The 14242-nt window shown below is 59.3% G+C and carries 14 protein-coding genes; all 14 read right to left on the bottom strand.

Annotated elements, in window-relative coordinates:
• Window positions 1-19: 19 nt before the first annotated feature.
• Window positions 20-1087: a type 2 isopentenyl-diphosphate Delta-isomerase gene (gene fni, locus TAMC210_RS09010; RefSeq protein ID WP_173298474.1), complete on the bottom strand. Its 1068-nt coding sequence runs from the start codon at window positions 1085-1087 to the stop codon at window positions 20-22.
• Window positions 1065-3155 (bottom strand): bifunctional 4-hydroxy-3-methylbut-2-enyl diphosphate reductase/30S ribosomal protein S1, encoded by a 2091-nt coding sequence (locus tag TAMC210_RS09005; protein WP_173298473.1) that lies wholly within the window; start codon window positions 3153-3155, stop codon window positions 1065-1067. The genes fni and TAMC210_RS09005 overlap by 23 nt, the downstream gene beginning before the upstream one ends.
• Window positions 3156-3231: 76 nt before the next feature.
• Complete coding sequence (locus TAMC210_RS09000) at window positions 3232-3825, bottom strand: lysophospholipid acyltransferase family protein (protein ID WP_173298472.1); 594 nt, start codon at window positions 3823-3825, stop codon at window positions 3232-3234.
• Window positions 3826-3844: 19 nt separating this feature from the next.
• The gene (gene cmk, locus TAMC210_RS08995; protein WP_254388605.1) at window positions 3845-4513 is read right to left on the bottom strand and encodes a (d)CMP kinase; all 669 of its coding nucleotides are present in this window, start codon (window positions 4511-4513) and stop codon (window positions 3845-3847) included.
• Window positions 4510-5793: a 3-phosphoshikimate 1-carboxyvinyltransferase gene (gene aroA, locus TAMC210_RS08990; protein ID WP_173298470.1), complete on the bottom strand. Its 1284-nt coding sequence runs from the start codon at window positions 5791-5793 to the stop codon at window positions 4510-4512. The genes cmk and aroA overlap by 4 nt, the downstream gene beginning before the upstream one ends.
• Before the next feature lie 154 nt (window positions 5794-5947).
• Window positions 5948-7051 (bottom strand): prephenate dehydrogenase, encoded by a 1104-nt coding sequence (locus TAMC210_RS08985; protein ID WP_173298469.1) that lies wholly within the window; start codon window positions 7049-7051, stop codon window positions 5948-5950.
• Complete coding sequence (gene pheA, locus TAMC210_RS08980; protein WP_173298468.1) at window positions 7048-7887, bottom strand: prephenate dehydratase; 840 nt, start codon at window positions 7885-7887, stop codon at window positions 7048-7050. Before pheA ends, TAMC210_RS08985 begins: the two co-directional genes overlap by 4 nt.
• The gene (gene aroF, locus TAMC210_RS08975; RefSeq protein ID WP_173298467.1) at window positions 7884-8912 is read right to left on the bottom strand and encodes a 3-deoxy-7-phosphoheptulonate synthase; all 1029 of its coding nucleotides are present in this window, start codon (window positions 8910-8912) and stop codon (window positions 7884-7886) included. The genes pheA and aroF overlap by 4 nt, the downstream gene beginning before the upstream one ends.
• A gap of 261 nt (window positions 8913-9173) precedes the next feature.
• The gene (gene trpA / locus TAMC210_RS08970; RefSeq protein ID WP_173298466.1) at window positions 9174-9959 is read right to left on the bottom strand and encodes a tryptophan synthase subunit alpha; all 786 of its coding nucleotides are present in this window, start codon (window positions 9957-9959) and stop codon (window positions 9174-9176) included.
• A 4-nt stretch (window positions 9960-9963) separates the two neighbouring features.
• Window positions 9964-11154, bottom strand: coding sequence for a tryptophan synthase subunit beta (gene trpB, locus TAMC210_RS08965; RefSeq protein WP_173298465.1), 1191 nt, complete (start codon window positions 11152-11154; stop codon window positions 9964-9966).
• A 15-nt stretch (window positions 11155-11169) separates the two neighbouring features.
• On the bottom strand, window positions 11170-11778 hold the full coding sequence (locus TAMC210_RS08960; RefSeq protein WP_173298464.1) for a phosphoribosylanthranilate isomerase: 609 nt from the start codon (window positions 11776-11778) through the stop codon (window positions 11170-11172).
• 45 nt (window positions 11779-11823) lie between these two features.
• On the bottom strand, window positions 11824-12603 hold the full coding sequence (gene trpC, locus TAMC210_RS08955) for an indole-3-glycerol phosphate synthase TrpC (protein WP_173298463.1): 780 nt from the start codon (window positions 12601-12603) through the stop codon (window positions 11824-11826).
• Window positions 12603-13625 (bottom strand): anthranilate phosphoribosyltransferase, encoded by a 1023-nt coding sequence (gene trpD / locus TAMC210_RS08950; RefSeq protein ID WP_173298462.1) that lies wholly within the window; start codon window positions 13623-13625, stop codon window positions 12603-12605. The genes trpC and trpD overlap by 1 nt, the downstream gene beginning before the upstream one ends.
• Window positions 13626-13666: 41 nt before the next feature.
• A complete protein-coding gene (gene pabA / locus TAMC210_RS08945; RefSeq protein ID WP_173298461.1) occupies window positions 13667-14233 on the bottom strand; it encodes an aminodeoxychorismate/anthranilate synthase component II in 567 nt (188 codons plus the stop codon).
• Window positions 14234-14242: the final 9 nt, after the last annotated feature.

Below are 14242 nucleotides of genomic sequence, written 5' to 3'. Positions count from 1 at the left end.
GAGCCACGGGCCCCTTCCCTTAGCGTCGGGCGAAGGAGGTAGGATCAATGCCCCTGTTTAGCAGCCACTCATGGGCGCGGCCCGTGATGATTACCGGCTTCTTCTTGAGTTCCTTTATGTTACGGGCTCCGCACATCAGGCAGAAGTTTCGGAGGTCCTTCTTCCACCTCTCAATCTCCGCCACCAATCCTTCCTCGCCTTCATCTAAGCAGACCTTGAGAAAATGTCCCGCCACCCCCACCAGGCTTGCACCCAGGGCCAAGGCCTTAGCCGCCTCCAACGGACTCTCTATGCCGCCGGTGGCTACAATTTCCAGGGGAAGGCCTGAGGTTGCCACCTCCATCAAGCTTAAGGCTGTGGGCAGGCCCCACTTACAATAAGCATTATTATCCCTTCCGGCACGCCGGCTTTCGATGGCGGCAAAGTTAGTACCGCCGCCCCCACCAACATCGAGGCGTCGCACCCCACAGCCGTACAGGACCAAGGCGACTTCCCGGGAAAGGCCGTTGCCTACTTCCTTCACTATCACCGGCACCGGAAGGCCTGCTGCCACGTCGCGGATGCGATCCCGGTAGTGATGAAAGGTTCGGTCTCCCTCGGGCATTAAAAGTTCCTGGACCACATTAAGGTGGAGCTGCAACCCGTCGGCGGCAATCATTTCGACGGCCCTCGCCGCCTCGTCCACAGAGGCGCCGGCACTCACGTTGGCCAGGATAACCCCGCCCGGGTTCTCCCGCCGGACTATGGCAAAAGTTTCCCGGACCTCAGGAGCCTCCAGGGCAATGTGCTGAGAACCAACGGCCATGGCCACGCCCGTCCTGGCAGCCGCCCGGGCCAGGGAGCGGTTAATGTCCAGGCTGGCCGGCGTTCCTCCCGTCATGGCGTTAATAATAAAAGGGGCGGCCAGGGTCTTCCCCAGCCACCGGATGGATAAATCGATATCCTTCAAATCAAATTCCGGCAATGCCTGGTGCACCAGATAAACATCGTGGAACGCGTTGGACTGCGCGCCCCAACCTTCCTGGTAAAGTCGGAGGTGATCGAGTTTGCGCCGGAATCTCTCGCTATTGTGTTCCGAAGAGGTCACCAAACAAATCCCCCAGTTTTACACCTGTTTCGCCGCCGCCCTCTTCCTGGCGCTTCCCGGCAGGTTTGGGATTCTCCTGCCTCCTCTTTTCCCTCAGGGCCTGCCGCAAGCTGAGGCTCATGCGCTGGGCCTCTTGATCCACCTTGAGGACCTTCACGGGGATGGTTTGTCCTATCCTTACCACTTCTTCGGGCTTCTCCACATGGTAATCGGCCAGCTGGGAGATATGGACGAGACCTTCGATGCCCGGTTCTACTTCCACAAACACGCCGAAGGGCGCAAAACGTAACACTTTGCCCTCTACAATACTGCCCACCGGATAATGTTCTTCGGCAGTATCCCAAGGATTGGGTAGCAGCTGCTTGCGGCCGAGGGAAACTTTTCCCTCCTCGCGGTTGACTCCCAGCACCTTGACCTCTATCTCCTGTCCCTCAGTGAGGACATCCTGGGGGTGCTCCACCCGCCCCCACGACAGTTCGGAAACGTGGAGCAGGCCGTCCACCCCTCCCAGGTCCACAAAGGCTCCAAAGTTAGTCAACCGCCGCACGATCCCCTTCCTGATCTGTCCCGGCTCTAGGCTATCCCACGTGGCCTGGCGCTGTTTCTCATATTCCTCTTCCAGTATGGCCCTCTGGGACAAGACCAATTTATTCTTCGCCCGGTCGAGCTCGATCACCCGCAGGCGCAGCTTTTTGCCCAGATACGCATTCAAATCCTCCACATAACCGCGTTCCACCAAGGAAGCCGGCACAAAACCGCGGGCGCCCACATCCACCAGGAGCCCGCCCTTCACCACTCCGGTAACCTCGCCCTCGATTTCTTCCCCACTGGCAAAGGCGGTCTCCAGCCTGTCCCAAGCCGCACGGCGGTCTGCTCGTTTTTTCGAGAGCAGGGGGTTGCCCTCTTCGTTTTCGGGCCGCAACACCATAACCTGGATCTCCTGGCCCACAGACACCACCTCAGAGGGGTCGGTAAAGGGACGGTAAGACAGCTCGTTTAAGGGAATTACCCCCTCCGCCTTAGCCCCTACGTCTACCAAAACCTCGTTGTCCCGTACCTGGACCACCGTGCCGGTAACGATACTGCCGCGACGCAGCCTAGGCAGACTCTTTTCCACTTGGTCGGTATTCATTTCCTCCTCAGCGGTCGGCTCCTCAGAGGCCAAGGCTTCCTGCCCGTTTGCTTCCTCCTGGAGTTCCAGCACCTCGCCGCCTTCCGGGGCCTTTTCTTCTTCCATAACTTGGACCTGCTCTTTTTCCAGCATGTGCACAACCTCCTCAATAATCCACGCCGGAGTGGATGCTCCAGCGGTGACGCCCACCCGCCGGGCGTTATTAAACCACCGGAGGTCAATCTCTCCGGCCTGCTCCACATGGTAGGTGGGCGTCCCTGTCTGCCGGCAAAGTTCTGCGAGGCGGCGGGTGTTGGCGCTGTCCTTACCCCCTACTACTATCATTACATCTACCTGCCGAGCCACTTCCACGGCCGCCTCCTGCCGCCGGCGGGTGGCATCGCAAATAGTATTGTGCACGACCACCTCGCCGGAAATAGGGCGTAAAGCCGTTACCACCTCTTCCAAAGTGGCCCGCGACTGGGTAGTTTGGGCGAGCACCGCCCGCCGCGGATGCCAGGGTAAACCTGCAGCTTCCGCAGCCGAAGGAACCACCACCGCCTTGCCTTTTGCCCACTCTACCAGTCCTCTGACCTCGGCATGTTCCGGCTCGCCGACTATGATTACTTCAAAACCAGCAGCAGCAAGCTCCGCAGCCAATTGCTGGGCCCTCCGCACAAAAGGGCAGGTAGCGTCAATTATTTCCAGCCCCCGCTCGCCTGCTTCCTCCACAACCTGAGGCGGTACCCCGTGGGAGCGCAACAGAACCGTCCGCTCTGTTACTTCGTCCAGGGAGACGACCGGTCGCACGCCTTTAGCTGCCAGGTCTTCTACCACCTGCCGGTTGTGGATTAAGGGCCCCAGGGAAGCGAGTGGCTTCGGAGCTCTCTCCGCCATTTTTACGGCCCGCGCGACACCGGAACAGAACCCCGCATAGTCGGCGACGATCACATCCACCGGGTCATCTTCTCCCAAACAACGTTATTAAGAGTTCGCGAAAAATCGGCTAATTCCTGCTTATAGGACGAAAAACCTATAATTCCTCCAGCAATTTAGCCAGGGCCTCCCTGGCCATACTGGTCAATTCGTCCACCTCCTGAGGGCTGTAACGGCCGCTGTGCCGGGGAAACAGCGGCCTGCCGATGGCAACGCAAAAAGGGCGGAACCACCCCCGGCAAAAGATCCTATCGGTACCCTTGAGGGCCACCGGAACCAGGGGAGCACCGGTCTTCAGGGACAAGAGGGCCGCCCCGCCGTAGAAGCGGCCGAGCTCACCCGTCCGGACCCGCGTACCCTCGGGAAACATACCCACCACCTGATCTTGACGCAGTATATCCAAGCTGGCCTGGAGGGCCGCCCGATCCGATCTTCCCCGTTTGACGGGAAAGGCCCCTAAAGCCCGTAAGAGAGCCCCCAGTCCAGGTATTTTAAAGAGCTCTTCCTTGGCCATAAAACGCACCTGCCGCGGAACAGCCACCCCCACCGCTACCGGGTCCCACAGAGAGCGGTGGTTGGCGACGACTATGGCCGGCCCCTCTCGGGGAAATAGCTCCTGACCCCTCACCTGCCAGCGGCAGATGTAACGAAAAAAGAGGTAGCACACGAACTTGGCAAAACGGTAAAACAAGACGGGGTTATCTCCCTCCTTAGGAAGTTTGCCTAATTATACATAAAATATGTGTAGTTACTTCCTCCGGTGACAGGTTGGTAGTGTCGATCACCACGGCATCCGGTGCCGGCCTCAAGGGAGCCACAGAACGCTGGCTGTCCCGCCGGTCACGCTCCGCGATTTCTTCTCTCACCTGTTCCATGGTAACCCCCTGGCCCTGGTTTACCAGTTCTCTCCATCGGCGCCTGGCCCGCTCCTCCAGGGAAGCGGTTAAAAAGAACTTGTGGGGAGCCTCCGGCAGTACATAGGTACCGATATCTCTGCCGTCCATTACTACTCCGCCGCCGGCGGCCATTTTTCGCTGGTGTTTGACCAGTTCTCGCCGTACGCCGGGTATGGCAGCCACCCGCGACACCTTCTGAGAAACCTCGGGGCTGCGGATCTCCATCGTTACGTCGCGCCCGTCGCAGAAGACCGCCGTGACCCCCGAAGCAAGGGGTTTAAACTCAAGGGAAGTGCTCGCGGCCAGGGCGGATAACCCTTCCTCGTCGGCCAGGTTCAGACCCTGAGACAGGGCCTTCCATGTGAGGGCGCGGTACATAGCTCCTGTATCGATATATAAATAGCCCAGCTTTTCCGCCACCTGCCGGGCTACCGTACTTTTACCCGCTCCAGCGGGCCCATCTATAGCTACATTGTCCCTCACTTTAGCAGAGCCTCCAGATCCGACATAAAACCGGGGTAGGAAACGGCCATACATTCGGCACCACGAACAACTGTTTCGCCCTCGGCGATGAGACCTGCCACTACCAGGGCCATGGCCAAGCGGTGGTCGCCATGGCTGTCCACCACCGCCCCGTGCAGAGTGCCCCCCTCTAAAATCATCCCATCGGGCAAGGTTTCTATTCGAGCTCCCATTTTGCGCAGTTCCATGGCCAGGGTAGCGATGCGGTCGCTTTCCTTGACCTTTAACTCGGCCGCATCCTGGATCACCGTCTGGCCCTCGGCCACCGCAGCGGCCACGGCCAACACGGGTATCTCGTCTATTAAACGCGGGATAAGGGGGCCCCCGATTTTGGTTCCCCGCAGGTTACTGCTCCTGGCGCTTACCACCCCATAAGGCTCGCCTGCGCTCGTCCCTTCCGGGTAAACCCGGATCTCGGCTCCCATATCGGTAAGTACGGTGAGCAGTCCCGTCCGCGTGGTATTCAGGCCCACGTTGCGCACCACTATTTCCGCCCGGGGGTGCACACAAGCGGCCACTAAGAAGAAGGCCGCGGCCGAGAAATCTCCCGGAATCCTTATTTGAAAAGGGCGTAACCTCTGCCTTCCCCAAAGGCTAATTTTCCAATCTTCTTTTTTTATTCTCACTCCGCAGAATTCCAGCAAGCGCTCACTATGGTCCCGGGCAGGTACGGGCTCCCTCACTACCGTTTCCCCTTCGGCCGCAAGGCCGGCCAGCAAAATGGCCGATTTAACCTGGGCGCTGGCCACCGGCAGGCTGTAATCTATAGGCCGCAGGCCGCCCCCCTTTATGCTTAAAGGGGCCAGGTTGCCCCCCTCCCGTCCCCAAATCTGGGCTCCCATTTGCCTCAAGGGGTCGGCCACCCGGGCCATGGGCCTGCGCCGCAAGGACCTATCCCCTGTGAGGACTGAGTAAAAGGGTTGTCCCGCCAGGACCCCCATCAGGAGCCGCATGGTAGTACCCGAATTCCCGGCATCCAGCACATCTTCCGGTTCCCTTAAACCCTCCGGTCCCTGCCCCCGGATCTTAAGGGTGCCCTCACCGCACCTCTCTACTTCAACCCCCAGGCCTTCCAAGCAGCGTAGGGTGCTCCGGCAGTCGTCGGCTTCCAGAAAACCGGTTACTTCCGAAAGTCCGTCGGCCAGAGCGGCGAAAATGGCAGCCCGGTGGGAAATAGATTTGTCCCCCGGCGGAATAATTTCACCCTTTAAAGCCTGTGTGGGCCTCACCCTTAAGTCCAACCTTTTTTCCTCCCGACACCAAAGTTAGCAGGAAAGCCTCGGCCTGTCAAGGTTAGGTTTTGCCCGGCCGCACCGGCCCGTAGCCGGGCGTAATGCGGCTTTCCTCCCGCTATGGCCCTCGCGGACGAAACCCGTATCCAATCAGGTTTAGCGCCTAGCCATCCCGCCAGCGGGCGGTGACGCCGTGTCGGCGCAAAACGGCTAAGGCTTGCTCGGCGGCGGACGCATCGGTAAAGCCCAGACGTATGGTGCCCCCTTCTCCCTCCCTCACCCTTAAGATTTCAATATCACTAATGTTGATTCCCTCGCTCCCGAGCACCTGGCCTATAAAGCCAATGATTCCGGGTTTGTCGGGAACGGTAATCACAATTTCATGGAGGGCGGGTAGCAGGCCCTTCTGCTTCCCGGGTATTTGGGCGCGGAGTTCCCGGGCGGCCTCCAACGCCCGTTCCAGGCCTTCTCCCTCTCCGGCCCTTATTAAATCTTCCAGCACCCCTATTTCCCATCGCCACAATTCCAGCACTTGAAGAACGGCCTCGCTATTGTTTAAATATATATCTCGCCACATTACGGGATTTCCCGCCGCTACACGGGTGGTATCCCGGAAACCGCCGGCAGCAAACATTAACAGCTCTGGATACTCCTGGGAAAGCCTGGACGCTACCCGCATAAGGGATACCGCCAACAAATGGGGCAGATGGCTCACAGCGCCCACGATCCGGTCGTGGTCCGCGGGGGAAAGGTGAAGGATCCTGGCTCCCAGGGCTTTAAGGACTGCTTCCAACCGCCGGAGGGCGTCCCGATTGGTCCTCGGGGTGGGGGTTAAAACGTAAACGGCGTTCTCGAAGAGATAGGGATCTGCCGCCCCTATGCCGGCCCGTTCCGATCCGGTCATGGGGTGTCCGCCGATATAATGTGCCCGGGCAGCGAAGATGTCCTCCAGAATGGCCACCAACCCGCCCTTGGTGCTGCCCGTATCGGTAACCACCGCTCCGGGCTGCAAGTGGGGAACTATTTGGCGGGCCACGGCAGGTAGCGAGCCCACGGGCAGGGCCAGGATCACCAGTTGGGCTCCTTGGACAGCCTCCGCCGCGCCGTCCGCTCCTCGGCTTATGGCCCCGACCTCCAGGGCCATTTCCACCGCGCGGACCTGCCGGTCATAACCCACGACTTCCCGGGCCACCCCGCCTTTAAGGAGGGCCATCCCCATGGAACCTCCCATTAACCCCAGGCCGATAATAGCCGCCTGTTCGATCATGGTCTCCCAACCTCTCTATGGCACGGATAGGAACCCAGTACCTTCAGGAGGGCCGTCCGGGGCTTCAGTTCCGCCAGCACGCCGGACAGGGGTTGCAAGTCCGCGTGTCCTTCGCAATCGAGGAAAAAAAGATACTCGCCCAGCTCTTTCTTGGTCGGGCGAGACTCGATACGGGTTAAATTAATCCCGGCCTCTGCAAAATAGCGCAGCACTTCGTAGAGGCCCCCAGGACGGTTCTCCGGCACAGCCAGGACCAGGGAGGTCTTGTAGGGCCCGTCCCCTCCGGGGGCCTCCCGGCCGATTATGACAAAGCGGGTTTTATTACCAGGGTAGTCTTCAATTGCCCGGTAGAGAACCGGTACGCGGTATAGGGCGGCTGCGAAAGGAGAACCTATGGCCGCCCCCTTCTCCCGGCCGGCCGCCACGCGCATGGCCTCTGCCGTGCTGTTCACCGTACACACGCGAACCCCGGGCAAATTTTCGGCCAGGAAGCGGCGGCACTGGGCCAGGGCGTGGGGATGGGACCACACTTCTTCTATTCGGGCCAATTGCTGCGCCCGGGTGGCCAGGCAGTGGTGAACTTCGAGCACCACTTCGCCGATGATGCGAAGCTCCGGTTCCTCTAAAAGCAGGTCGAGGGTCAGATTGACGCTTCCCTCGATGGAGTTTTCCAGGGGCAAGACCCCAGCTTCACCCTCGCCCCGGTGCACCGCCTGGATGACGTCGGGGAGGCTATCGGCAGGAAGAAAGGTAACGGCCCCTACCAGGGATCCCCAGGCCACGGCGGCCTGGTGGGAATAGGTTCCTTCAGGACCTAAATAGGCTACTGATTTCATTCTTGTATCCGTGCCAGGCTCCTTCCCAGCACTCTTGCCATTTCGGCCACCTCACCCACCAAGGTGGAAAACTGCTCGGGTTTAATGCTCTGCGGCCCATCGGACAGGGCGTTTTCCGGATTGGGATGGACTTCTATCAACAACCCATCGGCTCCGGCGGCGATGGCTGCCCGGGCCAGGGGAAGCACCAGGGCCCTCTTCCCGGTTCCGTGGCTGGGATCGGCTACCACCGGCAGGTGGGAGAGTTGTTTCACCGCCGCCACTGCGCTCAAGTCTAGAGTGTTGCGGGTATAGGTTTCAAAGGTCCGTATACCCCGCTCACAGAGAATAACGTTAAAATTGCCCTCCGCCAAAATGTATTCAGACGCCAGCAGCCATTCCTCTATGGTAGACGAAAGCCCCCGCTTCAACAGTATGGGTTTACCCAACTTCCCTACCGCCTGCAGCAGAGCAAAGTTCTGCATGTTGCGGGAACCGATCTGCAACACATCGGCTACCTCCGCCACATCCCTGGCCATGGCCTGATCCGTTACCTCAGTGACGACGGCCAAACCCGTCTGCTCCCGGGCTTCAGCCAATATTTCCAATCCGCGTTCGCCCAGCCCCTGAAAGGAATAGGGCGAGGTACGGGGCTTGAAGGCGCCACCCCGCAACATGGTAGCGCCGGCTTCCCGCACCGCGTGAGCCGTTTCCAAGAGTTGTTCCCGGCTTTCCACGGCGCATGGACCGGCGATGAGGTGTATCTCCGGCCCGCCGATACGAAGTTTTCCTACCTGCACCACCGTATCATCAGGTTTAAACTCCCGGCCGGCGAGTTTATAGGGCTTGAGGATGGGAACTACCTTTTCTACCCCCGGCATGGCCTCCAGGGACTGCAGTTCCAGGCGGCTCTTGTCCCCAATGGCACCGATGAGGGTGCGTACTACCCCGCGGGAAAGGTGGACTTTAAACCCCGCCTCCTCCAGCCTTTTTATTACGGCCTCAATCTCTTCTTCCTTGGCTCCGCCCTGCATTACCACTATCATTCTTACCCTGCCCCCTCACAGTTCACCTTCCGAATGGTCAGGCAACCGCCAGGAGGTGATAGAAAAAAGCATCACCCCGCCAGGAGTGATGCTCTCTTTTGCTGCCCACCCTCCTGCCGTGCTACCATCCTGCTCTCCTCCGGAAAACTCCGGCTATAAAACTACCATCCTACCGTACGACTTGGGCTTATTGTAAACTATACCATAGCTACCCCCTCCTGGCAAGGGGTAACCAGGCATCTGGGCCGAGAGCATCCCTTGCTAAATAGAATCCAGAGCCTCGCGCATAGCCTTAACCAGGGCGGCCGCCCGGGCTACTCCGCCCTCGGCCAGGGCCTGGACCACCGCGCTGCCCACTACAAAGCCGTCGCCCAAGGGTGCCAGATGTTTGAGCTGCCCGGGGCTACCGATGCCGAAGCCCAAGGCCAGGGGCAAAGAAGTAACCCTTCGCACCCTTTCCATGTAGGACAACAGGTCCGGGGGCAGCTCTTCCCGGGCTCCCGTGACCCCGGTAAGGGAAACACAATAGATAAAGCCTGCGGCCCTGGACGCAATCCGCCGCAGCCGCCCTTCAGGGGTAGTAGGTGCTACCAGGGGGATGAGGGCCAACCCTTTCCCTTCCAGGATCTTCTGCAGGAGACCTGCTTCCTCCCATGGAAGGTCGGGAACGATAACTCCATCCCCCCCGGCCGCCGCCAATTCTTTGCCGAAATCCGCCAGGCCGTAGCGCAGTATAGGATTATAGTAACTCATTAAAACCAGCGGTGTTCCCATCTTCATCTTCGCCCGTAGAGCAGCCGTCAAATCCAAAACACGAGCCAGAGTGGTGCCGGACGCCAGAGCCCGCTGGCCGGCAGCCTGAATCACCGGGCCGTCGGCTACCGGGTCAGAAAAGGGAACTCCCAGTTCGATGATGTCGGCCCCGGCATCCGCCAGCGCCGGTACGAGTTCGGCGGTCACTTCTAGGGACGGATCCCCGGCGCACACATAAATGATTAAAGCCTTGCGGCCGTTTTCAAAGGGGACGGCCAGCCTTTCTTTTCCCATATTCTTATGCCTCCCTTCCCAGAATCTCCGCTACCTGCTGCACGTCCTTGTCTCCCCGGCCTGAAAGATTGATAACCATAATCTCCTCCGCCTTCAAACGTGGAGCCAGCTTGGCTGCCAGGGCCACGGCATGGGCGCTCTCCAAAGCCGGTAAAATGCCTTCTGTGCGGCTCAGCAGTTGAAAAGCTTCTAAGGCTTCCGCGTCGCTAATGGCCTGATAAGTCGCCCGCCCGGTATCCTTAAGGTAACTGTGTTCGGGCCCCACGCCTGGATAGTCCAGCCCGGCAGAGACGGAGTGAGCGGGCAAAATTTGCCCGGCCTCATCCTGGAGCAGGTAGCTGTAAAAACCGTGGAGCACCCCCGGTCTTCCGGCTGTAAGGGTAGCAGCATGCAACCCTGTTTCCAGACCCTTGCCGGCGGCCTCCGCCCCCCAAAGTTTTACTTTTTCTTCCCCCAAGAAGGGGTAAAAGAGCCCCATGGCGTTGCTGCCCCCTCCGACGCAGGCCACCAGATGATCCGGCAGCCGGCCGCAGGCGTCCAGGAGCTGGTCCCGCACTTCCCTACCGATAACCGCCTGAAAATCCCTGACCATCACGGGGTAGGGGTGGGGCCCCACTACCGAACCCACCAGGTAGTGGGTAGTTTTCACATTGGTGACCCAGTCGCGCAGGGCCTCATTAATGGCGTCTTTCAGGGTGGCCGTCCCGCTGTTCACCGGCGTTACTCTGGCGCCCAGTAGCTCCATGCGAAATACGTTTAAAGCCTGGCGCTGGCAATCTTCGGCGCCCATGTATATTTCGCATTCCAGCCCTAAAAGGGCCGCGACGGTAGCCGTGGCCACCCCATGCTGCCCGGCTCCCGTTTCGGCAATAATGCGCTTCTTACCCATCCGCCGGGCCAGCAAAGCCTGGCCCAGGGCGTTGTTGAGCTTATGGGAACCCGTATGGTTTAAATCTTCGCGTTTTAAATATATCCTGGCACCGCCCCAATGGGCCGTTAAATTGCGAGCCAAATACAATGGCGTAGGCCGGCCCGCGTAGTGGCGCAAGTAATAACTCAACTCTGCCTGGAACTCCTTGTCCTCGCGTGCCTCTAGATAAGCACTTTCCAGTTCTTCCAGGGCCGGCATCAGGGTTTCCGGGACAAACCGACCCCCGTAGCTTCCAAAGCGACCCGTGGCATCCGGTAAACTCATTGGTTTTCCTCCTCTTTAAGCCCCGGCTACGGCTTCCATGAAACGGGCTATTTTGACGGGGTCCTTCTGGCCGTTAGTTTCCACCCCGCTGCTCACATCTACGGCATAAGGCCGCACCTGGCGTATGGCCTCGGCCACATTTTCCGGAGTTAAACCGCCGGCCAGAATAATAGGGGAACCCAGCTCCTTGGCCCGGCGGGCAATCTCCCAGTTGAAGGTGTGACCCGTGCCTCCGGCCTGGCCGGGAACAAAAGCATCCAGCAGGAAGGCGTCCACCCGGTATTTAGGGATAAGATCGAGGGATCCTATATCCTTTACTCGTATGGCTTTTATTAAACGGTGGAAGAGGCCGCGGCAGTACTCGGGCGGCTCATCTCCATGAAGCTGTAGCACATCGAGCCGGCAAAAGCTGGCAATCTCCAGCAGACTGTAGCGCGGCTCATTGACAAACACGCCCACGGTAGTAACAAAAGGCGGCAGTCTCGTGATTATCTCCCGAGCCCTCTCGGGGTGAATCCGGCGCGGGCTGGGGGCGAAAACGAAGCCCAAAACATGTGCGCCCGCATCTAAAGCCGACCTGGCGTCTTCCCAGGTCTTAATACCGCAAATTTTTACCCTTACCAAGGGCTTTCACCCTCGCTTATTCCCTTATTTGTTTCCTCTCTAGTTTTAAGGAGCAGTTCCCAAGAGCTCACGTATTTTGGCCTCCACATCGGCGGACGTCACCAGTGCTTCACCCACCAAGATGGCGTCCACGCCGGCTTGGGCCAGGCTAACCACATCTTCGCGCCCACGGATACCGCTTTCGCTCACCACGACCCGTCCGGGAGGTATCAGGGGACGCAACTCCAAAGTGGTTTTTATATCCGTCTTGAAGGTGTGCAAATCGCGGTTATTAATTCCTATAATCCTGGCACCCGCCTTGAGAGCCGCCTCGATTTCTCCTGCGGTGTGGGTTTCCACCAGAGCTGCGAGGTGCAGGCGGGAGGCCAAGGCCAGGTATTCTCTAAGCGGGGCCTCCTCCAGAGCGGCCACAATGAATAGGACGGCGTCGGCTCCCAGGGCCCGGGTGGCAAAAATCTGATACTCATCGATGACAAAGTCCTTGCGCAAAATGGGAAGGGGGGTTACTTCCCGCACCAGGGCAATATACCCCGGGTGTCCCTGAAAGAATTCTTCGTCGGTCAATACGGATAGGGCCGCTGCCCCGGCACGGGTATAAAGGCCCGCCAGTCTCTGGGGGTCAAAGTCCTCGCACAGCACCCCCCGCGAGGGAGAGGCCTTTTTAAGCTCGGCCAGGAGATTAATAGATCCACCGCGGCGAAGGGCGCCGGCAAAATCGCGGGTAGCGGGCAGCCTCTTACATATTTTCTCCAACCGGTGTAAAGGAACCTCCTCCCGTGCGCGGGCGGTCTCCCGGCGTTTATGCTCTAAAATTTTCTTTAGCATCAGGCTGCCCAGCTTTCTGTGAGATTGACCAGGGCGGCCAGCTTGTCGTAAGCCGCTCCCGTGTCTATACTCTCGGCGGCCAGTTGCATACCTTCCCCTACCGAAGCCGCGGCACCGGCGGCCATTAGGGCGAAGGCGGCGTTCACTACCACCACGTCCCGGGCCGGTCCCGGTCTGCCCTCCAGAACCCCGCGGATGATCTCAGCATTATCGGCGGCCGTCCCGCCCAGCAGCTCTTGCAGCCCGACGGGTTTAATACCTACTTCTTCGGGATCAAAAAGGAATGTCTCCAGGGAACCGTCCTCCAGGCAGGTAATTTTGGTTGGCCCGGTTATGGTAATTTCATCTAACCCGTCGCTGCCGTGAACTACGAAAGCTCGACGACACCCCAGGCGTCCCAAAACGGACGCCACGGTTTCCGTCAATTCCGGCCCGTAGACGCCAACCAGCTGATACGGTGCGCCGGCGGGGTTGGTAAGAGGACCCAGGAGATTAAATACGGTGCGAATACCTATTTCCCGCCGCGGACCTGCAGCATGTTTCATGGCTTTGTGGAAGGCGGGGGCGAACAGAAAACCTATACCCACTTTTTCCAGACACGCTTCGACGGCGGCAGGAGGCAGATCCACCCGCACCCCCAAGGCTTCCAAAACATCGGCGCTACCGGCACGGCTGGAAACCGAGCGATTGCCGTGTTTGGCTACCGGTACCCCGGCGCCGGCCACCACGAAAGCGGCGGCGGTGGAGATGTTGAAGGTATGGCGACCATCGCCCCCGGTGCCACAGGTATCCACGAGGACACGCTGGCGGCTGTGTAGGGGCTCGGCCAGGCGCCGCATGGTCCGGGCAAAGCCCGTGATTTCTTCCACCGTTTCCCCTTTAAGCCGCAGGGCGGTCAAAAATGCCCCTATCTGGGCCGGCGTGGCCTGGCCCCCCATAATTACCTCCATGGCCTTCTCGGCCTCCGCCTCGGTTAAGGAATGGCCGGCCACCACTTTATGGATGTATTCGGATAATAACATGGCTCTGCTCATCTCCCCTCTGCTCAGCCGGATTTTATTTCTCAGGCCAAGGCCAGAAAATTGGCCAATAATCTCCTACCTGCTTCGGTAAGTATGGACTCCGGGTGAAACTGGACTCCCTCAATAGGAAACTGCCGGTGGCGTATACCCATGAGTTCCCCCTCCTCGGATTTGGCCGTAACTTCCAGGCAGGCGGGCAGGGTTTCTTCTTCCACAATGAGGGAATGGTAGCGGGTGGCCCGGAAGGGGTTCTTGAGGCCCCGAAAAATGGTCTTCCCGTCGTGGGTGATGAAAGACGTTTTGCCGTGCATCAGGCGCCGGGCCCGGACCACTCTTCCCCCGAAGGCCTGCCCGATGCACTGGTGCCCCAGGCAGACGCCTAAGATGGGTATTCTGCCGGCAAAATTTCTTATAGCGGCCAGGGAAACGCCGGCCCGGGCGGGCGTGCAGGGCCCCGGGGAAATAACCAGGTAGCGGGGCTTGAGTTTTTCCATCTCCTCTAAAGTGATAGCATCGTTACGCCTCACCATCACCTCTTCTCCCAATTCGGCGAAGTATTGTACCAGATTATAAGTAAAGGAATCATAGTTGTCGATCATTAGCAGCATGGTACCCCT

Origin of the sequence: Thermanaeromonas sp. C210 (assembly GCF_013167955.1) — a bacterium.
Taxonomy (GTDB): Bacteria; Bacillota; DSM-521; order Neomoorellales; family Neomoorellaceae; genus UBA12545.
This window is presented reverse-complemented; position numbering and strand designations above follow the sequence as displayed.